15 protein-coding genes are annotated in these 19,893 nt (G+C 71.1%); 10 read left to right on the top strand and 5 right to left on the bottom strand.

The annotated features are described in order from the left end of the window. Positions 1 to 107 precede the first annotated feature (107 nt). Positions 108 to 2,261, top strand: a complete 2,154-nt coding sequence (locus tag ACZ4XD_RS05605) for an ATP-binding SpoIIE family protein phosphatase (protein ID WP_468038487.1) — start codon at positions 108 to 110, stop codon at positions 2,259 to 2,261. Here ACZ4XD_RS05605 and ACZ4XD_RS05600 read toward each other — a convergent pair. From ACZ4XD_RS05600 to ACZ4XD_RS05590, 3 genes are all read right to left on the bottom strand, one after another. Then, entirely contained in the window at positions 2,201 to 3,337 is a 1,137-nt protein-coding gene (locus ACZ4XD_RS05600; RefSeq protein WP_468038485.1) for an AI-2E family transporter, read from the bottom strand. The two genes, ACZ4XD_RS05605 and ACZ4XD_RS05600, sit on opposite strands and share 61 nt — an antisense overlap. 96 nt (positions 3,338 to 3,433) lie before the next feature. Next, positions 3,434 to 4,387: a pirin family protein gene (locus ACZ4XD_RS05595; protein WP_468038483.1), complete on the bottom strand. Its 954-nt coding sequence runs from the start codon at positions 4,385 to 4,387 to the stop codon at positions 3,434 to 3,436. 201 nt (positions 4,388 to 4,588) lie between these two features. Further along, positions 4,589 to 5,059, bottom strand: a complete 471-nt coding sequence (locus tag ACZ4XD_RS05590; RefSeq protein ID WP_468038481.1) for an SseB family protein — start codon at positions 5,057 to 5,059, stop codon at positions 4,589 to 4,591. A gap of 163 nt (positions 5,060 to 5,222) precedes the next feature. Here ACZ4XD_RS05590 and ACZ4XD_RS05585 point away from each other — a divergent pair, with 163 nt between their 5' ends. The 7 genes from ACZ4XD_RS05585 to ACZ4XD_RS05555 all read left to right on the top strand — a co-directional run bounded on the left by ACZ4XD_RS05585 (position 5,223) and on the right by ACZ4XD_RS05555 (position 14,974). Further along, on the top strand, positions 5,223 to 7,049 hold the full coding sequence (locus tag ACZ4XD_RS05585) for an acyl-CoA dehydrogenase (RefSeq protein ID WP_468038479.1): 1,827 nt from the start codon (positions 5,223 to 5,225) through the stop codon (positions 7,047 to 7,049). Between the two features lie 305 nt (positions 7,050 to 7,354). Continuing rightward, on the top strand, positions 7,355 to 8,650 hold the full coding sequence (locus ACZ4XD_RS05580; protein ID WP_468038477.1) for a M18 family aminopeptidase: 1,296 nt from the start codon (positions 7,355 to 7,357) through the stop codon (positions 8,648 to 8,650). A 1-nt stretch (position 8,651) separates the two neighbouring features. Further along, positions 8,652 to 10,691, top strand: coding sequence for an AfsR/SARP family transcriptional regulator (locus ACZ4XD_RS05575; protein WP_468038475.1), 2,040 nt, complete (start codon positions 8,652 to 8,654; stop codon positions 10,689 to 10,691). A 168-nt stretch (positions 10,692 to 10,859) separates the two neighbouring features. Continuing rightward, positions 10,860 to 11,663 (top strand): DUF4232 domain-containing protein, encoded by an 804-nt coding sequence (locus tag ACZ4XD_RS05570; RefSeq protein ID WP_468038473.1) that lies wholly within the window; start codon positions 10,860 to 10,862, stop codon positions 11,661 to 11,663. A 380-nt stretch (positions 11,664 to 12,043) separates the two neighbouring features. Further along, positions 12,044 to 13,036, top strand: coding sequence for a hypothetical protein (locus ACZ4XD_RS05565; RefSeq protein WP_468038471.1), 993 nt, complete (start codon positions 12,044 to 12,046; stop codon positions 13,034 to 13,036). Positions 13,037 to 13,200: 164 nt separating this feature from the next. Then, a complete protein-coding gene (locus ACZ4XD_RS05560; protein ID WP_468038469.1) occupies positions 13,201 to 14,097 on the top strand; it encodes a helix-turn-helix domain-containing protein in 897 nt (298 codons plus the stop codon). Positions 14,098 to 14,326: 229 nt separating this feature from the next. Beyond that, entirely contained in the window at positions 14,327 to 14,974 is a 648-nt protein-coding gene (locus ACZ4XD_RS05555) for a DUF4232 domain-containing protein (RefSeq protein ID WP_468038467.1), read from the top strand. A 72-nt stretch (positions 14,975 to 15,046) separates the two neighbouring features. Here the strand turns inward: ACZ4XD_RS05555 and ACZ4XD_RS05550 are convergent, their stop codons facing one another. Beyond that, a complete protein-coding gene (locus ACZ4XD_RS05550; protein ID WP_468038465.1) occupies positions 15,047 to 16,855 on the bottom strand; it encodes an NHL domain-containing thioredoxin family protein in 1,809 nt (602 codons plus the stop codon). Between the two features lie 64 nt (positions 16,856 to 16,919). Here ACZ4XD_RS05550 and ACZ4XD_RS05545 point away from each other — a divergent pair, with 64 nt between their 5' ends. Further along, positions 16,920 to 17,450 (top strand): LURP-one-related/scramblase family protein, encoded by a 531-nt coding sequence (locus tag ACZ4XD_RS05545; RefSeq protein WP_468038463.1) that lies wholly within the window; start codon positions 16,920 to 16,922, stop codon positions 17,448 to 17,450. A 151-nt stretch (positions 17,451 to 17,601) separates the two neighbouring features. Further along, positions 17,602 to 18,426, top strand: coding sequence for a maleylpyruvate isomerase family mycothiol-dependent enzyme (locus ACZ4XD_RS05540; RefSeq protein ID WP_042151176.1), 825 nt, complete (start codon positions 17,602 to 17,604; stop codon positions 18,424 to 18,426). 166 nt (positions 18,427 to 18,592) lie between these two features. On the opposite strand, the gene ACZ4XD_RS05535 is transcribed toward ACZ4XD_RS05540, so the two are convergent. Further along, complete coding sequence (locus ACZ4XD_RS05535) at positions 18,593 to 19,846, bottom strand: MFS transporter (RefSeq protein ID WP_468038792.1); 1,254 nt, start codon at positions 19,844 to 19,846, stop codon at positions 18,593 to 18,595. Positions 19,847 to 19,893 lie beyond the last annotated feature (47 nt).

Genomic DNA, 19,893 nt, shown 5'->3' with positions numbered 1-19,893 from the left:
ATATACGCATCAGTGCCGTGGGGACCGGCCCGGGGCCTCCCGACTGGGACGATGGTCACGTTCCGGCTCGCTGGTGGGGCGCCGCCAAACGCACCTAAAGTGAGGCAATGCGCACCGAGGATCTCCTGGCCGCCATCGCGACCGGCCTGTGGCGCTGGGACCACGCATCGGGACGGGTGACCCTCGACGCCGAAGCGGCCCGGCTGCTCGGGCTGCCCGCCGCACCTGCGGAACTGACCCGGGCCGCGGTGCGCTCCCGTTTTCATCCCGTCGACTTCGCCGAGATCAACGGGATCGTGCAGCTCGCGGTCGCCGAGCAGACGCTCGCCGAGGCCCGGCTGCGCATCGTGGACGAGCACGGGCGGGTGCAGCGCATCGTCCGCTCCCGCTCCCGCCCCCGGATCGTCGACGGCGACTTCGAGCTGGTCGGCACCCTTCAGGAGGTGCCCGAACCGCAGCCCGGGACCTCCGCCGCGCACACCCCGATAACCGGTGACTGGCGCCGCTCCCGTGAGGCGTTTCTGCTGGACGCGGGCCGGGCGCTGGCCGAGGCACGGTCCACCGCCGAGGTGCTGCGGGTCGCGGCCGGGCTGTCCATGCCGGGGTTCATGCCGGACGGGCTGGCGGTCTTCGGCATCGAGGGTGACCGGCTGCCGGTCATCGGCCAGCACGGCTACGCGTCCGGCGACGAGCGGCCGTTCGCCGACATGACGCTGGCCACCGACCACCCGGCGGCCGAGGTCGTCCGCACCGGCCGGGCCAGCTATCTGCCCACCCCGGAGGACTACCGCCGCCGCTACCCCGCCACCTGGCCGCTGGCCGCCCGTTTCCGCCGGACCTCGTGGGCGTTCCTGCCGCTCGTGAACGCGGGCCGGACGATCGGCGCCTGGATGGCGGCGTTCGCCCAGCCGGTGGCGTTCACCCCCGATGAGCGTGCGGTGCTGACCACCGTCGCCCGGATGCTGGCCCAGGCGCTGGCCCGGGCCGGGATGCAGGAGGAACAGCAGGAACTGGCGCTGGGACTGCAGCGCAGCATGATGCCGACGGTGCAGCCGGACATCCCGGGGATGACGGTCGCGGCCCGCTATGTCCCGACCGGCGGTGGACTGGAGGTCGGCGGCGACTGGTACGACATGATCCCGCTGCCGTCCGGCCGGATCGCGCTGGTCATCGGGGATGTCCAGGGGCACGACGTACGGGCCGCGGGCCTGATGGGACAGCTGCGGATCGCGCTGCGGGCCTACGCGTCCGAGGGCCATCACCCCGATGCGGTGCTCTCCCGCGCCTCCCGCTTCCTGGCCGGGATCAATGAGACCGAGCTCCGCGGCCACGGCGAGGACCAGCGCTTTGCGACCTGCCTCTACATCGAGGTGGATCCGGCGACGGGGCTGCTGGACATCGCCCGGGCCGGCCATCCCGAACCGGCGATCCGGATGAGCGACGGCACGATGCTGGTCCGGCCCACCGCGGGCGGGCTGCCGCTGGGCATCGTCCCGGACACCGACTACCCCACCACCCGGCTCGTCCTGGAGCCCGGCGAGACCATGCTGGTGTGCACCGACGGGCTGATCGAGACCGGCGGCCACGATCTGGAGACCGGCTGGGCGCGGCTGCGCGACGTCCTGGAGGCATGGGAGGCCGACGAGGACGGCGAGAGTCTGGAGCGGCTGGCCGACGCGCTGGTCCAGGCCGTGCACGGGCCGCCGTCGCACCACACCACCGGTCCGCTGGTGGACCGCCGCGAGGACGACATCGCCGTCCTGCTGCTGCGCCGCGAGGGCGCCGGCTGCGGGGTCGGCACCGGCGGCCTGCTGACCCCGCAGCCTGTGCGGCGCATCGTGCTCTCCATCGCCCAGGCCGAGCCGGAGCGGATAGCCGAGGCACGCCGGCAGGTCCGGGACGTGCTGCACGACTGGGCCGACCCGGACCAGGTGGACTCGGCGGTGCTGATGGTCTCCGAGATGGTCACCAATGTCCTGCTGCACACCGACGGGGATGCACTGCTGGTCGCCGAGATCACCGGTGAGCGGGGCGCCCGGCGGATCCGCGTCGATGTCGCCGACAGCAGCGATGAGCTGCCGCACCGCCGCAGCCCCGGCGAACTGGCGTCGTCGGGGCGCGGTCTGATGCTGCTGGAGCTGCTGGCCGGGGCGTGGGGCGTGGATCCGCGCGGGGACGGCAAGTCGACGTGGTTCGAGCTCTACGAGGCGGCGGCGGAGGCGGCGGGCCCGCTGTCGTCGGAGTCCGGGTCCGCGGCGTAGTGCACCCGTAGCTCGTGGAGCACGCCGGTCGCGGCGGCGGTCAGCGGTACGGACAGCAGCATGCCGAGGATTCCGGCGACACTGGCGCCCGCGGTGATCGCCAGCATCACGGTCGCCGGATGCATCTGGACCGTACGGCTCTGGATCATCGGCTGGAGTACGTGCCCCTCCAGCACCTGCACGGCCAGGACGACGCCGAGCGCCCACAGCGCGATCACGAAGCCGCGGTCGGCCAGCGCCACCAGGATCGCCACCGCGCCGGAGATGAACGCGCCGAGGTAGGGGATGTAGGCGCCGACGAAGACCAGTGCACCCAGCCCGACGGCGCCCGGCACCTGAAGGATCAGCAGTCCGACGGTGATGCAGATGGCGTCGATCAGCGCGATGAAGGTGGTGCCGCGCATGAAGCCCTCGATGCTCTGGAAGCCACGGCGGGCCATCCGCTCCAGCTGCGGTGCCGAGGTGCCGGGCGCCCAGTCCCGCAGGGCGCGTACGGCCTTGTCGGAATCGCGCAGGAAGAAGAAGGTCAGCAGCAGGGCCAGAACCGAGGCGGCGAGGAACTGGCCGACGACGCTGACACCGGCCAGCAGCCCGGAGGCCGCGGTGCCCCCGAACTTGGCGACCAGCTCCTTGGACTTGGCGGCGAGATCGTCGAGCGAGGTACCGGCCGCCCCGAAGTGCTGGGAGAGGTCCTGGGCGGCGTTCCTGAGCGAGGCGATGATCTGGTCCCCGGTGTCGACCAGCGCGCTGACGACGATGTATCCGGCGCCGCCGACCACCACCACGAGGACCGCACAGGTCAGTCCGGCCGCCAGGGAACGGTTGAGCTTCATCGCCACCAGCCGCCGGTAGAGCGGCCCGAGCAGCCCGCTGCCGAGCAGTGCCAGCAGGACGGGCGTCACGGCAGCGCTCAGTTCGACGCACAGCCATACCCCGACGGCCAGCACGGCCGCGATCAGCAACGCCACCAGACACCAGGCCGCGGCACGGCGGGCCTCGATCGGCAGCAACGGGCTGGAAGGCTGCGGCCGTTCGCCCTCGGCGCCGCGCCGGTTCTCGTCCGAGTCGTTTCGCACCCGGACAGTCCACCACGGCCGCAGGCCCGGGACGGCTCCGGGAAGGCGTCCCGGGCGGCGTTTCACGCGAAACGCCGCCCTGCTGCCGACGTGGCGTCAGCGCTCGCCGGCGGGGATGGTGCCGAGCCGGCCGGCCTGGAAGTCCTCGAAGGCCTGGGCCAGTTCGGCGTGGGTGTTCATCACGAACGGGCCGTAATGCATCATCGGCTCGCGGATCGGCAGCCCGCCCAGCAGCACCACCTCGAAGTTCGGGCTGCGCGACTCCTGGGACTCGTCCGCCCGGATCGTGAGCGAGTCTCCGCTCCCGAACACGACCGCCTGTCCCATGCGGAACGGGCGTCCCTCCGCACCGGCCGTACCGCGCCCGGCCAGGGCGTAGGCGAGGGCGTTGAAGTCCTTGCGCCACGGCAGGGTCAGCTCGGCGCCCGGGTTCACCGTCACATGCATCATCGTGATCGGCGTATGCGTGATGCCCGGCCCCTGGTGACCGTCGAGTTCACCGGCGATCAGCCGCAGCAGCGCGCCGCCGTCGCCCGAGGTCAGCAGCTTCACGTTGCCGCCACCGATGTCCTGGTAGCGGGGGGCCATCATCTTGTCGCTCTTCGGCAGGTTCACCCACAGCTGGAGGCCGTGGAAGAGACCACCGGACATGACGAGCGACTCCGGCGGCGCCTCGATGTGCAGCAGCCCCGAACCGGCCGTCATCCACTGGGTGTCGCCGTCGTTGATGACGCCACCGCCACCGTGCGAGTCACGGTGCACAAAGGTGCCGTCGATCAGATACGTCACGGTCTCGAAGCCCCGGTGCGGGTGCCAGGGCGTGCCCTTGGGCTCTCCCGGCGCGTACTCCACCTCGCCCATCTGGTCCATCATGATGAACGGGTCGAGGTGCTGGTAGTCGATCCCGGCGAACGCACGGCGCACCGGGAACCCCTCGCCCTCGAATCCGCTCGGAGCGGTGGCTACGGCCCGCACGGGACGGGCCTGCGCCGCGACGGGCGCCGCCACACGCGGCAGGGTCAGCGGATTCTCAACGGTCACTGCGGGCATGACGGCCTCCTCGATCGCAACCAACTTAGTTGAATAGTGAACAACCCGCAAGGCCCATGGCATTCCCGCCCGCATTTCCCCAGGCCACAGGGGCTCCTTGAGCTCACAAGGGCCCCGACACACCTCGGGCCGGCCCCTCCGAGGGACCGGCCCGTGACTCAGCGGCGGCAGCGGGCATCGGCCCGCCACACGCCAGGACGACTAGCCGTACATCCGCCGCATCGCGAAGTCGACCATCTGCTCCACGGCCTTCGCGTCGAAGACCATCCGGTGATCACCCTCCATGTCGAGGACGAAGCCGTAGCCGGTGGGCAGCAGGTCGAGCACCTCGGCACCGGTGATCACGAAGTACTTGGACTCCTTGCCCGCGTACCGCCGCAGCTCCTTGAGCGAGGTGAACATCGGGATCACCGGCTGCTGGGTGTTGTGCAGCGCCAGGAAGCCGGGGTTGCCACCACGGGGGCAGTAGACCTTGGACGTGGAGAAGATGCCCTGGAAGTCCTCGGCGGACATCGAGCCGGTGGTGAAGGCGCGCACCGCGTCGGCGAGGGAGGGCGGGGACGGCTCGGGATACAGCGGCTGCTCGCCATAACCCCCGGGGGCCGGTTGTTGCGGCGGGGGCGCTCCGTACTGCTGCTGCCCGGCACCCGCGTTCTGGTCGTAGCCGTACATGCGCCACAGCGTACTGAGTCGGCGATTCGCCGGGGGACGCTCGTCACAGATGGGCGGTAGGGGTTGATTCTTATTACCGGTGGGTAGCATCATCGTAGGCACTTGCTACTTGCTGGTATTGCGTTTGAGGTCCTCCCTCCCGAACCCTTACGGAGCCGTATCCATGGGGCACTACAAGTCGAATCTCCGCGACATCGAGTTCAACCTCTTCGAGGTGCTCGGCCGTGACAGCGTGTACGGCACCGGACCGTTCGCGGAGATGGATGTCGACACCGCCAAGAGCGTCCTGTCCGAGATCGCCCGGCTGTCCGAGAACGAGCTGGCCGAGTCGTTCGCCGACACCGACCGCAACCCGCCGGTCTTCGACCCGGAGACCAACACCGCGCCGGTTCCGGACACCTTCAAGAAGAGCTACCAGGCCTTCATGGACGCCGAGTGGTGGCGTCTGGGCATCCCGGAGGAGCTCGGCGGCACCACCGCGCCCCGCTCCCTGCTCTGGGGCTTCGCCGAGACCATCCTGGGCGCCAACCCGGCCGTGTGGATGTACGCGTCCGGCCCCGCCTTCGCCGGCGTCCTCTACGAGGAGGGCACCGAGGAGCAGCACCGCATAGCCCAGCTCATGGTGGACAAGCAGTGGGGCTCCACGATGGTGCTCACCGAGCCGGACGCCGGTTCGGACGTCGGCGCCGGCCGCACCAAGGCCGTGCAGCAGGCGGACGGCACCTGGCACATCGAGGGCGTCAAGCGCTTCATCACCTCCGGTGAGCACGACATGTCCGAGAACATCGTGCACTTCGTCCTCGCCCGCCCCGAGGGTGCCGGTCCGGGCACCAAGGGCCTGTCGCTCTTCATCGTGCCGAAGTACGACTTCGACTGGGAGACCGGCGAGCTGGGCGAGCGCAACGGCGCCTACGCCACCAACGTCGAGCACAAGATGGGCCTGAAGGCGTCCAACACCTGCGAGATGACCTTCGGCGCCAACCACCCCGCCAAGGGCTGGCTGCTCGGCGAGAAGCACGACGGCATCCGCCAGATGTTCAAGATCATCGAGTTCGCCCGGATGATGGTCGGCACGAAGGCCATCGCCACCCTCTCCACCGGCTACCTCAACGCGCTGGAGTACGCCAAGGAGCGCGTGCAGGGACCGGACCTGGCGGCCTTCACCGACAAGACCGCGCCGCGCGTCACCATCACCCACCACCCCGATGTGCGCCGCTCGCTGATGACGCAGAAGGCGTACGCCGAGGGCATGCGTGCCCTGGTGCTCTACACCGCCACGGTCCAGGACGAGATCCTCGTCAAGGAGGCCGCGGGCGACGACGCGAGCGCCGCGATCCGCCTCAACGACCTGCTGCTGCCGATCGTGAAGGGCTACGGCTCGGAGAAGTCCTACGAGCAGCTGGCGCAGTCGCTCCAGACCTTCGGTGGCTCCGGCTACCTCCAGGAATACCCGATCGAGCAGTACATCCGGGACGCCAAGATCGACACCCTCTACGAGGGCACCACCGCGATCCAGGGCCAGGACTTCTTCTTCCGGAAGATCGTCCGCGACCAGGGCCAGGCGCTCACCGCACTCTCCGACGAGATCAAGCAGTTCCTCGCCGGCAACACCGGCGGCGAGGAGCTGGAGCAGGCCCGCGGCGAGCTGGCCAAGGCAGCCGCCGACCTGGAGGCGATCGTCGGCGCCATGCTGACCGACCTCGCCGCGACCGAGAAGGACGTCAAGTCGATCTACAAGGTCGGCCTGAACACCACCCGGGTGCTGATGGCCTCCGGCGATGTCGTCATCGGCTACCTCCTGCTCAAGGGTGCGGCCGTGGCCGCCGAGAAGCTGGCCGGCGCCTCGGCGAAGGACAAGCCCTTCTACACCGGCAAGATCGCCGCGGCGAAGTTCTTCGCGCACAACGTCCTGCCGGGCGTCGGCGTCCAGCGCGGTCTGGCCGAGTCCGTCGACCAGTCGCTGATGGAGCTCGACGAAGCCGCGTTCTGAGAGCGAATTCCGCGGCCCGGCTGCGGCGTTTCTCTTAGAGGTCTCTCAGATTGACCGTTCAGACTGACGGGGCCCGCCTCTCTTCCCCCGGAGAGGCGGGCTCTGTCATGTCCGGGGAGGTGGGCCGGATGCCAGGACATCGCAGCGGGCGCGCCTCCGCATGCCGGGACCGCGGTCCATTACACCCGGAATCCACCACTCCGCAATGCTTCCCGGTCCGGAAGGCAGAAATCCTGGCCGGAAGGGTGCGCAGTCGCACCGCATGCGCACGGGGAATGGGGGGTCCGGCTCCTTATGCTGAATCCATGACCAACTCCGCCCGCTTCGATCGCGGCCACACCGACGACCTGATGTCCTATCTCGCCGCCAGTCCGTCGCCCTACCACGCAGTGGCAAATGCGGCGGAGCGGCTGGAGAAGGCCGGTTTCCGGCAGGTCGCCGAGGTCGACGCGTGGGACGGCGAGAGCGGCGGCAAGTACGTCCTGCGCGGCGGCGCGATCGTTGCCTGGTTCGTTCCCGAGGGCGCGAACGCGGCCACTCCGTACCGAATTGTGGGGGCTCACACCGACTCTCCCAATCTGCGGGTCAAACCGATTCCGGACACCGGCGCCCGGGGCTGGCGGCAGGTCGCCGTCGAGATCTACGGCGGCACCCTGCTCAACACCTGGCTCGACCGCGATCTGGGGCTGAGCGGGCGGGTGACGCTGGCCGACGGCAGCCATCGGCTCGTCCATGTCGACCGGGCGCTGCTGCGGGTGCCGCAGCTGGCCGTGCACCTCGACCGCTCGGTGAACTCCGAGGGTCTCAAGCTCGACAAGCAGCGCCATATGACGCCGATCTGGGGCCTGGGCGAGGTGGCCGAGGGCGATCTGATCTCCTTCGTCGCCGAGGAGACCGGCGTGCCGGCCGGCGACATCAAGGGCTGGGACCTGATGGTCCACAGCATCGAACCACCCGCCTACCTGGGCCGCGACCGCGAGCTGCTGGCCGGCCCGCGGATGGACAACCTGCTTTCCGTGCACGCCGGTACGGCCGCGCTCACCGCCGCCGCGGCCGCCGGCAGCGCCCTGAGCAGCATTCCGGTGCTGGCCGCCTTCGACCACGAGGAGAACGGCAGCCAGTCCGACACCGGCGCGGACGGCCCGCTGCTCGGCACCGTCCTGGAGCGCTCCGTCTTCGCCCGCGGCGGCTCGTACGAGGACCGGGCGCGGGCCTTCGCCGGCACCCTCTGCCTGTCGTCCGACACCGGGCACGCCGTTCACCCCAACTACGGTGAGCGGCACGACCCGGGCCACCACCCGATGCCCAACGGAGGACCGATCCTCAAGGTCAACGTCAATCAGCGCTATGCCACGGACGGCAGCGGACGGGCCGTCTTCGCGGCGGCCTGCGAGCGGGCCGGGGTCCCGTGGCAGAGCTTCGTGTCCAACAACTCGATGCCGTGCGGGACCACCATCGGGCCGATCACCGCGGCCCGGCACGGCATCTCGACGGTCGACATCGGCGTGGCCATCCTGTCCATGCACTCGGCGCGTGAGCTGTGCGGCGCCGAGGACCCGTATCTGCTGGCGAACGCCCTGACGGCCTTCCTGGAGGGCTGAGTTGGAGTTCTCACTGCTCGGCCCGATCGCCGTGACGACCGGCTCCGCGGAGCTGTCGCTCGGGCCCGCCAAGCGGCGCAGTGTGCTGGCACTGCTGCTGTTGCAGCCCAACACCACCGTCCCACTGGAGCAGTTGATCGACTCCCTGTGGGAGGACGAGCCACCCGAACACGCCCGTACGGTCGTCCAGGGGCATGTCTCGCGGCTGCGCGCCACGCTTGCCGAGGGCGGTGCGGAGGCGTACGGCATCGAGCTGACCACGCACGGCTCCGCCTATCTCCTGCGGCTTCCGGAGGAACTGATCGACGCTCACCGGTTCGGTGAGCTGGTGGCGCTGGCCCGCCCCGAGGCGGCGCCCGGCGATGCCGTACCCCTGCTGCGCGAGGCGCTCGGCCTGTGGCACGGGCCCGCGCTGACCGGCACGGTCACCAGCCCGCCGTTCGCGGCCGCCGCCCATGCGCTGGAGGAGCGGCGGCTGACGGCCGTGGAGGCGCTGGGGCGGGCGCACGGCGCGCTCGGCGAGCATGAACAGGCCGCGGCCATCCTCTACTCCGCGGCCGTCAACAACCCGCTGCGGGAGGGCCTGATCGCCGGGCTGATGCGGGCGCTGTTCCGTACGGGACGGCAGTCCGATGCGCTGGAGTGGTTCCACCGCACCCGCCGGCTGCTCAACGAGGAGCTGGGCGTCGATCCCGGCGAGCGGCTGCGCGGCGCCTACGAGGAGATTCTGCGCGCCGAGGCGGCCGGCGGGGCCCGGGCCAAGCCGGCGGGCGGGGCGCGGGCGGCGGGCGCCACTTCCGCCGGGGCCACCGGGGCTCCCGGAGGAAGCCGTTCCGCGGCGGACCGTGGGCCGCGGCCCGTTGCGGGCGCGGACCGGGGACCCGTACCGGACGGCACCGGCGCGGTGGACGCCCCTGGTGGCGGGGCCGTGCCAGGCGGCGACGGGGCGCGGACGGGCGCGGCGGACCGCACCCGGACCGGCTCCGGACGGGCCGGTGCGGCGCCGCGGCTGCTGCCCCGGGCTCCGGCCCGCTTCCTGGGACGGGAGCAGGAACTCGCCGCCCTGACGGCCGTGTTGACGGACGGTGGGACCGGGGAGAGTCCGCTCGCAGTGGTGGCGGGACCGGCAGGCGTCGGCAAGACCGCCTGTGCCGTGCAGTGGGCGCATCTGCGCGCCGACGCCTTCCCCGACGGCCAGCTCTTCGCCGATCTGCGTGGCTTCGGCGAGGGCGACGAGGCGGCGCCGGCCGAGATCCTGCGTGACTTCCTGCTGGCGCTCGGCACACCGCCGGAGCGGGTGCCCGGTTCGGCGCAGGCCGCGTCCGCGCTGTTCAGGTCGCTGGTCGCGGAGCGCCGGCTGCTGGTCGTCCTCGACAATGCACGCAGCTCGGCGCAGGTACGGCCGCTGCTGCCCGGCGGCCCGCACTGCGCCACCGTCGTCACCAGCCGCAGCCGTCTCGACGGGCTGGTCGCCACCGACTGCGCCCGGCCGGTCGGTCTCCAGACGCTCGGCCACGAGGAGGGCGCGGCGCTGCTCGGTGCCATGCTCGGCCCGGAGCGGGTCGCCGAGGACCCGGCAGCCGCACGTGAGCTGGTCGATCTGTGCGACGGGCTGCCGCTGGCGCTGCGGGCCGCGGCCGCCCAGCTGACCGCCCGGCCGCGCTGGCGGCTGGCCCGGCTGGCCGCGGCGCTGCGGGACGAACGGCGGCGGCTGGCGCTGCTGTCCGCGGAGGACACCGGCATCGCGGCGGCCCTGCGGATGTCCGTCGCCCGGCTGTCGGCCGACGACGCACAGCTGCTCAGCGCGCTGGCGACCAGCGCGGACGGACACCTCAACGCGTCGCTGGCGGCGGCGCTCGCCGGATACGACCCGGAGCGCACCCAGGACGGTCTGGACCGGCTCGCGGAGATGCATCTGGTGGACGAGGAGGCCACCGATGTCTACACGATCAGCACGCTGACCCAGCTGTTCGCACGGGACGAGCGCGGGGAGAGCGGCGAGGGGGGCAAGCACGGTACGGGTGACGGGAACAAGGAGTGACGGGCGCGGCCGCGCCTGCGGCCGTCCTGGTGCGGGGACGTTAGGCGCACGTTAGTGGCACGCCAGCGGCGAGCGGCAAGGTAGTGGTCACACCGCAGGACAGACCACAGGCCAGACCGCAGGGCGTAGCGCCGGCGCGGCACGGGCCACCGACCGGGGGAGACCGGAATGCCGCGCAGCCACCACCGCTCCGAGACCGTCATCGAGACCGGCGCCTCCCGGCCGTCCCGTGCGGTCCGCCGCCGTACGCTGCGGGTCGCGGCGGCGGGCCTCACCGCCGTCGCCGCGCTCACGCTCACCGCCTGCGGCGGCCAGGACAACCCGCTGCAGACCGGCGCCGCCAAGCCGTACCACCCGGCGCCGCAGGGCGCCGAGGAGCCGGTGGCCATGGGCGACGACGGCCCCCAGGGCGGTACCCGGCCCAACGGCGGCCACGCGGAGCGGACCTCGGCCCGGCACGGTGGCTCCGGCGCGGGTGCCGGAGAGAGCGGCACCGGGGCGAACGCCGGCCAGGCGGGCAAGAGCGGCAACACCGCCGGGACCCGGCACACCGCCTGCGACGCCGCGAAGATCCAGATCGTCGCCAAGCCGCTGAAGCGGCCGGTCAACCATCTGCTGCTGGAAGCCACCAACACCTCCGGCGCCACCTGCGACCTCTACTACTCCCCCTACCTGCGCTTCGACGAGGCCCAGAGCCCGCTGGCCGAACTGCCGGACAGCAAGCCGCAGTCCGTGGTCACCCTCGCCCCCGGCCAGTCCGGCTACGCCGCGGTGATGACCTCGTCCGCCGATGGTTCCGGCACGAACGGCCGCACCGTGACCTCGTTGTCCGTCAGCCTCCCCGGCCGCGACGGCAAGGGCAGCATCGGCGGCTCGAAGACGGTGGCGCTGCCCGGCGGCTCCGTGCACCTCGACGACAGCGCCTGGGTGACGTACTGGCAGTCGGACGTGAGCGCCGCGACGGCGTGGTGAGCCCCGTCCGGTGACGCGTCACTCCGCGCTCCGCGAGCCGTGGTCCGGTCACCCCGGGCCCGGCAGGCCGACAGCCGCCTGACGCAGGCTGAAGAGACCGGCCGCAGAGCCCCTTGAACCAGGGCGCCCGCATCCCCCAGCGGGCGCCCTTTTCGTGGTCCGTCGCCGCTGTCCCGTCATGTCTCATCCCGCGCCCCGCCCTGTCCCGGGCTCCTGACGTCTTTGCAGGTCACAAGCGTGCGCACGGCCGGGACATCCCACGGGACGAGGAACCTCCGGGCCGCCACGATGCCCCGCTCCACGATGGTCTCCGTCGCCGTGAGCAGACCGTCCGGCGGCGTACCGAACGGCCAACCGGCCCTAGACGGAGGGGAATCGAGATGTACGAGCACAGCAGCACGCACCCGGCGGACACCACCACCCCCACGGACCAGACCGCCCGCACCACGCGTCGGCGGTCCCCGTTCCGCAGGAACGTGTGGCGCAGGGTCCTGCCCACGGTGGCTGTGGCCGGCATCGGCGTGACCGGGTTCGCGGGGCTCGCCCACGGCAGTGACGTGGGCAGCGCGACCACCGGCGGGCAGTCCGCCGCCACCGCCAGGCCCTCACACGACGGCCCCGCCCGCGCCGGCTCCGTACGGCCGGCCGCCGCTGCCGACTTCCCCACGTGGGGCACCCGTTGGGTGGTGCACGCCACCGCGGACACCGGCTCCCCCGCCGTCGGAATGATCAACAAGACAGCGCCGGGTCAGGACCGGATCACCGCCGACTACCAGGTCGACACCGGCCGCAAGGTGTGCGAAGGCAGCTCCTGCTCGACGTTCATGGCGCACCTCACCGGGCCGGTCAGCGGCTTCCTCAGCGTGGTCGCGGTGGACATCACGCAGGACCGGCTGCCGGGCGTACCGGTCCAGGGCGGCGGGCAGCCGCAACCGCAGCCCGGCGGTTCGCGCGAGGAGATGCTGAACCGCGCCGCCACCTGGCTGACCGCCAACAATGGCGCCCAAGTCCCGTACAGCCAGGCCAAGGTCTGGAAGGACGGCTACCGCCAGGACTGCTCGGGCTATGTGTCGATGGCGCTCGGGCTGCCGACGCCCGGCACCAACACCGTGGGGCTGGCCACCAACCGCGGCATCACCCGGCCGATCTCCCTCGGCGAGCTCAAGCCCGGTGACCTGCTCATCGACGCCTCCGGCGACAACAACACCCGCCATGTGGTGATCTTCGAGAAGTGGAACGACGACGCCCAGACCTCGTACACCGCCTACGAGCAGCGCGGCGACCACGGCACCGACCACCGGACGCTGACCTACGGCCTGCCCGGCGGCGACGCCGAGTTCAAGCCCTACCGTCCGGTGACGTTCGGCGACTGACGCCCACCGGCGGCGCGAGGTCTGAGGTCCGAGGGAAGATCTCACGCTGTTTCACGTGAAACGTCACCATCTGATCCGGGCGCGATCCGGATCGTGTAACGAGGGGCACTTCCGGCACAGGGGAGCGGAAGTGCCCCTCGCGCGCGCATGGCCGCTGTGCTGGAATGCGAGACGTGCCTGGCCATCAGAACCACGCCGATCGTGTCCGCCGTAAGCCATTGGCCCCTCTTCCCGACGAACTCTCCGGCCCGGTACGGGACTTCGTCAGCTCCTTACGCCGTATGCACGGCGAACTCGGCTACAGCCTGAAGGAGTTGGAGAGCCGGCTGCCCGCCAGCCGCTCCTCCCTCTCCCGCTATCTGCGCGGTCAGAGCCTGCCCGACGAACGGCTGCTGGTGCAGTGGTGCACGCTCTCCCTCACCGGTGAGGACCGGCTGCCCGCCCTCGTCGACCTGCTGCACCGCGCCCAGGAGGCGGCGGACGCGGGAGTGCGGGCGGTGGAGCGGGACGGTACGCCCGGCGGGGAGGCCCGGGCGGACGCCAACGATCCGACCGAAGCCGAGACGCAAGTCGGGGCCGCGGCGACCGGCGGGCGGCGCCGGCGGCTGGTGCTCGCCGGGCTCGGGACCGCCGCGGTGCTCACCGCCGCAGCGCTGGCCGTACCGGCACTGACCAGCTCGAACAGGTCGCCGGAGAGTGGCAGTGACGGCCGGGCGCCGGGCGCGAAGAGCGCCGCGTCGGCCACCGGGTCCGCCCGGCTCACCGTCCACAACGTCGAACGGGACTGTCAGCACCGGCGGACCGAGACCTGCGCACTCGGGCTGGCCCGCGATCCGTACCGGCTCTATCGCCGCTCCAATGTCGTGGGCCATGTCTGGCACGGCGAGGTGCTGCGTGCGGTCTGCCGGATCGCCAACGGGATCACGGTCACGGATGAGGTGGGCGGCCACAGCAGCATGTGGTTCCGGGTCGAGCACGACGGCGATCAGGTGTGGTTGCCGGCCATCCGTATTCGCTCGGAACAGGTCGAGAACACCACACTGCCCGGCTGCCCGGACTGACGTTTCGGCGCCCCTTTCGGGACCGGAGCCTCGTCAGCCAGAGGGTGATCTTCACCCCCGTCACGGGTCGGCAGCGCCCCCCATACAACCCCTATGACCTGCGATAACGCCATATCGCCAGGGCCCCTGACGAACCCACCCTGGCGCATCCACCGGCAATGGATATCGTGGCCGTGCCATGACAGACACACCTCGCTGATACCGCAGCAACTCACTGGGGGAACCACCCATGACCGCACGCCGCTCCCGCCACCGCTCTGCCGCATACGCCGCGCTGGCCCTCGGGCTGGCCGGCTCGCTCGCGCTGACCGGCTGCAACAGCCACTCCTCGAAGAAGTCGAAGAAGTCCTCCTCCTCGTCTTCCAAGAGCAAGAAGCGCAAGATCATCGGTGGCGGTGCGGCCGCGGCGGGCGCGGGAGCGGCATCGCGGCGGGTGCCCGACTGCTACCCCAGCACGTACAAGGTCACGTTCTCCCAGCAGACCGGCCCGAAGAGCCATGTGGCCGTGAAGTTCAAGAACTCCACCAGCCGCGACTGCAAGCTCTACAACGCGCCGCTGCTGCGCTTCAACAACGCCAAGAAGCCGCTGCCGCTGCTCCAGGGCACGCCCGGCCATCTCGACGGCACCCGCATCACGGTGCCCGCCCACGGCTACGCCTACGCGGTCATTCCCACCAACACCGCAGCCACCAAGGGCACCGAGCAGAAGTCGGTGGCCATCGACTTCATGGGCATCTCGGCGAGCTCGGTCACGCACGGTCCGGCCACCGTCGACTTCGCGGAGAAGCGGCTCCACATCTCCGTCGGCAAGAGCAAGGTCACCAACTGGAGCTCCAGCATTCACGGGGCGCAGCTGGCGGGCGGCGTCGGCAAGTAGCCGCGGCGCCGACCGGCCCCGGGTGACGGCCGGCCGGCTCCGGCCCGGCCGACGGTCCCGGGGCGCTCGCTCCTACTCGGCGTCCAGCCCGGCCAGGACGAGCCCCAGCCGGGCCACCCCGCCCTCGGCGATCTCGACCGGGACGCCCCAGTCCTGCTGGTGCACATGGCAGGCGGGGTACTCGATGTCCGGGGCGTCATCACAGGACGCGGCCATCGCCGAGACATGCAGCACGCCCTCGGTCATACCGTCCGCGAGCACCAGATCCCGGGTGAGGTCGGTGCCGGCGCCCGCACCGTCGGCGAGCAGCTCCGGCGGTGTCGCACTGACCAGCAGCCGCGTCGAGGGACCGTAGCGGGTGTCGAGCTTCTGGCCGGCCGGGGCCTGGAAGACCACCTCCAGCCGCAGCGCGCCCGGGGCGACCTCGGTGGCCGCGCGCTGGGAGCGATGCGCCACCGACTCGACGCGGATCGCCTCCTCCGGCAGCCGCAGCCGGGTCAGCCGGTGCCGCGCCGACTCCACCACCACGAGGTCGCCGTCGACGAGCACCGCGTCGGACGGCTCGCGCAGATCCTTCGCCAGCGTCGTCACCTCGCCGCTCGCGGGGTCGAAGCGGCGCAGCGCGTGGTTGTAGGTGTCCGCGATGGCCACCGAACCGTCAGGGAGCGCGGTCACCCCCAGCGGGTGCTGTAGCAGCGCCTGGTCGGCAGCGCCGTCGCGGTGCCCGAAGTCGAACAGGCCGGTGCCGACGGCCGTCCGGATGACATAACCGTCGCCCGTTTCGGCGGGCTCCACCCAGCGGACCGCGCTGGTCTCCGAATCCGCGATCCACAGCCGGTCGCCGGCAGCCGCGAGCCCGGACGGCTGGGCGAACCACGCCTCGGCGGCCGGGCCGTCCACCAGGCCCTCGTTGGTGGTGCCGGCCGCGACCTCGACCGTGCCGGCGGCCGGGTCGTACGTCCACAGCTGATGCACCCCGGCCATCGCGATCCACAGCCGGTCCTGCCACCAGGCGAGGTCCCACGGCGAGGAGAGGTCCACCTCGCGCGCCGGACCCGAGGTCGGCGAGCCCTGCCACCACTGCTTGCCGGTGCCGGCCACCGTCTCCACTGCGCCGCTGTCGGGGTCGAGGACGCGGATGGCGTGGTTGACCGTGTCGGCGACGGCCACCTTGCCGTCCGGCAGCAGTGCCAGGCCCTGCGGCTCGTTGAAGGAGTCCGGGGTCAGCCCGCGCTCGCCGGTGCCGATCCGGCGCAGCACCTGCTCACCGTCCGCCGCCAGCTCCACCAGCTGGTGCCGGGTGGTGTCCGAGACGAGGAAGCTGCCGCCCGGCAGCCGGACCGCCTTGCCCGGGAAACGCAGATCGGTGGCCACCGGCTCCGGCGGTACGTAGGGGCCGTCACCGCGGTGCAGGGTGCCCTTCGCCTCGTGTTCGGCCTCCAGCTCCTCGACGAGCTTCCCGATGGCGTGCGCATGGCCCTCGCCGGCGTGCTGGGCGACGACATACCCCTCGGGGTCGATCACCACGAGCGTCGGCCACGCCCGTACCGCGTACTGCTTCCAGGTGGTGAGCTCGGGGTCGTCGAGGACCGGGTGCTCGACGCCGTAGCGCTCCACGGCGTCCACGACGGCCTGGTGCTCGGCCTCGTGCACGAACTTGGGGGAGTGCACGCCAATGATCACGACGGTGTCGCGGTGCCGCTCCTCCAGCTCCCGCAGCTCATCCAGAACATGCAGACAGTTCACACAGCAAAAGGTCCAGAAATCCAGGACGACAATGCGTCCTCGCAGGTCGGAGAGGGTCAGATCCTTGTTGCCGGTGTTCAGCCAGCCGCCCTTGCCGGTCAGCTCGGGGGCGCGGACGCGTGCACGTGAAGCCATGTGGACATTCAACGTCACTCCAGTGCGTGCACATTCCGCAGGGCCCCGGGGGAACACGTCAGCCATGCAGCCATCCCCCGGGAACGGGTCCCCGCGCAGGGGCAAGTACGTGGTTCGTGACCGCATCTTCGGCATCGGTGACGACTACTGGATCGAGGACGAGCACGGACGGCATGCCTACCTGGTGGACGGGAAGGCGCTGCGGCTGCGGGAGACCTTCGAGCTGAAGGACCCCGAGCGGCGGGTGCTGATCACCATCCGCAAGAAGATGCTGAGCCTGCGCGACACCATGACCATCGAGCGGGGCGGCGAGCCGCTGGCCACGATCCGGCGCAAGCGGCTCTCGCTGCTGCGCAACCACTACCGCGTCGAGCTGGTGGACGGCACCGAGCTGGATGTCAGCGGAAAGATCATGGACCGGGAGTTCGCCATCGAGTACGAGGGCGAACTGCTCGCCGAGATCTCGCGGCGCTGGCTGACCATGCGCGACACCTATGCGGTCAATGTCGTCCGGGAGGACGCGGATCCGCCGTTGCTGATCGCCATCGCGGTGTGTGTGATCCGGCTGGCGGAGCGGGAGCGCGGGGAGGACTGAGAAGCACGCGTTCCGGGCGTACGGCGCACCCCTCTGCGGCCGGGAAACATCGGCCTACGATGGTCGTCCGAAAGCACTGCCGGGGTGCCCGTGCGCAGCGTAACTTAACTGCACAGACAGCAGCCCGCGTACGAACCGTCCGAGGGGTCCCGTGACCGTCCATCCCAGCCTTCAGTCCTCCATCGATGCCTGGACTCACTCCATAGAAGCGATAACCGAGCTGGTGACTCCGCTCGTCGAAGGCGAGTGGAACAGGGCGACGGGCCTCCCAGGATGGTCCGTGCGTGATGTGGTCTCCCATGTCATCGGCCTGGAATGCGAAATGCTGGGCGACCCACGGCCGATTCACACGCTGCCGCGCGATCTTTACCACGTACGCAGCGAGTCGGCGCGACGGATGGAGGTGCAGGTCGACGTCCGTCGGCACCACACCGCGCCGGAGATGCTCAGCGAGCTCGAATACACCGTCATCCGCCGCTCCCGGCAGCTGCGCAACGAGACCCGCCAGCCGGACGCCGAGGTGCGCAGCCCGCTCGGCGAGGACCGTACGCTGGAATTCGTGCTTCAGCAGCGGGCGTTCGATGTCTGGGTGCATGAGCAGGACCTGCGCCGGGCACTCGGAAAGCCCGGCAATCTCGACTCCCCCGGCGCGCATGTGACGCGCGATCTGCTGGTGAAGGTATTGCCCGGCATCGTCGCCAAGCGGGCCCAGGCGCCCGCCGATTCAGCGGTGGTCTTCGACGTCAGCGGGCCGCTGGAATTCCTGCGGACGGTCCGGATCGACGGCGAGGGCAATGCCACGATCGACGGCAGTGTCTCGCTCGGCCCGACCCTCACGCTCGCCCTGGACTGGGACACCTTCCACCAGCTCGCCTGCGGCCGGGTGCGTCCATCGGCCGTCACCGAGCAGATCAAGATCGATGGCGATGCCGAACTGGCCGCGGCGATCCTGGACCACTTCGCGGTCACGCCGTAGCACCAGAGGTGGGCGGACGGCGTCCCGGCGGGTATCCGCCTCTCCACGCCGCTGCCCGTCAGCCTGCCGGAGAAAGAGAGCCGGCCCCGGAGTATGAGCCGTTTCACGTGAAACAGCCCTGTCCGTTTCACGTGAAACGGACCCGGCCGCCGATCACTTGGCCGCGTCAGGCCGGCACATGAACTGCCTCGACCCGGCTGACGACCAGCCGTTCGCGCTCGCGTCGCGCCGCACGCCGGCACAGCCGCAGGATCTGCGAGACGCCGAGCGCCTCCAGGACGAACACCGAGGCGAAGGCGATGCGGTAGTTGTCGCCGGTCGCGTCCAGCAGCACTCCGACGGCGAGCAGGGTCGTCATCGACGCGGTGAAGCCGCCCATGTTGACGATGCCGGAGGCGGTGCCCTGGCGCTCGGGCGGGTTGGCGGGCCGCGCGAAGTCGAAGCCGATCATCGAGGCGGGGCCGCAGGCGCCCAGGACCGTACACAGCGCGATCAGCAGCGCCATCGGGGCATGATCGGCCGGCCAGGCCAGTACGAGCGCCCACATCAGCGCCGTGGCGCCCACGGTGCCCAGTGCCAGCGGCGTACGGGCCGCGTGATGGCGGGCGATGATCTGGCCGTACACCAGCCCGACCGCCATGTTGGAGAGCACCACGAGAGTGAGCAGCTCACCGGCGGTGCCGCGGGACAGCCCCTGTGCCTCGACGAGGAACGGCAGGCCCCAGAGCAGCAGGAACACCATCGCGGGGAACTGGGTGGTGAAGTGCACCCACATGCCCAGCCGGGTACCGGGCTCCCGCCAGGCGTCCGCGATCTGCCGGCGCACGAACCCGGCGCCGGTGTGCGCGGCGGGCGCGGGCGGCGGCTCGAAGCCCTCGGGGTGGTCCTTGAGGAAGAGCAGCAGCACGGTCAGCACGACGATGCCGCCGGCCGCGCTGGCGGCGAAGGTCGGGGTCCAGCCGAAGGAGTGCAGGAAACGGGCGAGGATGAGCGTGGAGACGAGGTTGCCCGCCATCCCCACCAGCGCGGCGATCTGAGCGATCATCGGGCCGCGGCGGGCCGGGAACCACCGGGCGCCCAGCCGCAGCACGCTGATGAAGGTCATCGCGTCCCCGCAGCCGAGCAGCGCACGCGAGCCGAGCGCCATGGCATACGACGAGGAGAGCGCAAAGCCGAACTGGCCGACGGTGTAGAGCACCACGCCGAGCGTCAGCACCTTCTTGGCGCCGAGCCGGTCGACCAGCAGACCGACGGGGATCTGCATCCCCGCGTACACCAGCAGCTGGAGGATGGAGAACGTCGACAGCGCCGAGGCGTTGATGTGGAAGCGGTCGGCGGCGTCCAGCCCGGCCACGCCGAGGCTGGTGCGGTAGGTGATCGCGACGAAGTAGACCGCGACGCCGATGCCCCAGACCGCCATCGCCCGGCGGCCGCCGGGCGGGTCCGCGGGCATCAGCCGGGCCGTGC

The sequence above is a fragment of the Streptomyces sp. NPDC029466 genome (assembly GCF_055574515.1).
Note: the sequence above shows the minus strand (reverse complement) of the source record. Positions and strands in the feature narration are given on the sequence as shown.

Coding starts and splice junctions, on each gene's coding strand:
- ACZ4XD_RS05605 (WP_468038487.1), top strand. CDS start 108: ATGCGCACCGAGGATCTCCTGGCCGCCATCGCGACCGGCCTGTGGCGC.
- ACZ4XD_RS05595 (WP_468038483.1), bottom strand. CDS start 4,387: ATGCCCGCAGTGACCGTTGAGAATCCGCTGACCCTGCCGCGTGTGGCG.
- ACZ4XD_RS05590 (WP_468038481.1), bottom strand. CDS start 5,059: ATGTACGGCTACGACCAGAACGCGGGTGCCGGGCAGCAGCAGTACGGA.
- ACZ4XD_RS05585 (WP_468038479.1), top strand. CDS start 5,223: ATGGGGCACTACAAGTCGAATCTCCGCGACATCGAGTTCAACCTCTTC.
- ACZ4XD_RS05580 (WP_468038477.1), top strand. CDS start 7,355: ATGACCAACTCCGCCCGCTTCGATCGCGGCCACACCGACGACCTGATG.
- ACZ4XD_RS05570 (WP_468038473.1), top strand. CDS start 10,860: ATGCCGCGCAGCCACCACCGCTCCGAGACCGTCATCGAGACCGGCGCC.
- ACZ4XD_RS05565 (WP_468038471.1), top strand. CDS start 12,044: ATGTACGAGCACAGCAGCACGCACCCGGCGGACACCACCACCCCCACG.
- ACZ4XD_RS05560 (WP_468038469.1), top strand. CDS start 13,201: ATGCGAGACGTGCCTGGCCATCAGAACCACGCCGATCGTGTCCGCCGT.
- ACZ4XD_RS05555 (WP_468038467.1), top strand. CDS start 14,327: ATGACCGCACGCCGCTCCCGCCACCGCTCTGCCGCATACGCCGCGCTG.
- ACZ4XD_RS05550 (WP_468038465.1), bottom strand. CDS start 16,855: ATGGCTTCACGTGCACGCGTCCGCGCCCCCGAGCTGACCGGCAAGGGC.
- ACZ4XD_RS05545 (WP_468038463.1), top strand. CDS start 16,920: ATGCAGCCATCCCCCGGGAACGGGTCCCCGCGCAGGGGCAAGTACGTG.
- ACZ4XD_RS05535 (WP_468038792.1), bottom strand. CDS start 19,846: ATGGCGGTCTGGGGCATCGGCGTCGCGGTCTACTTCGTCGCGATCACC.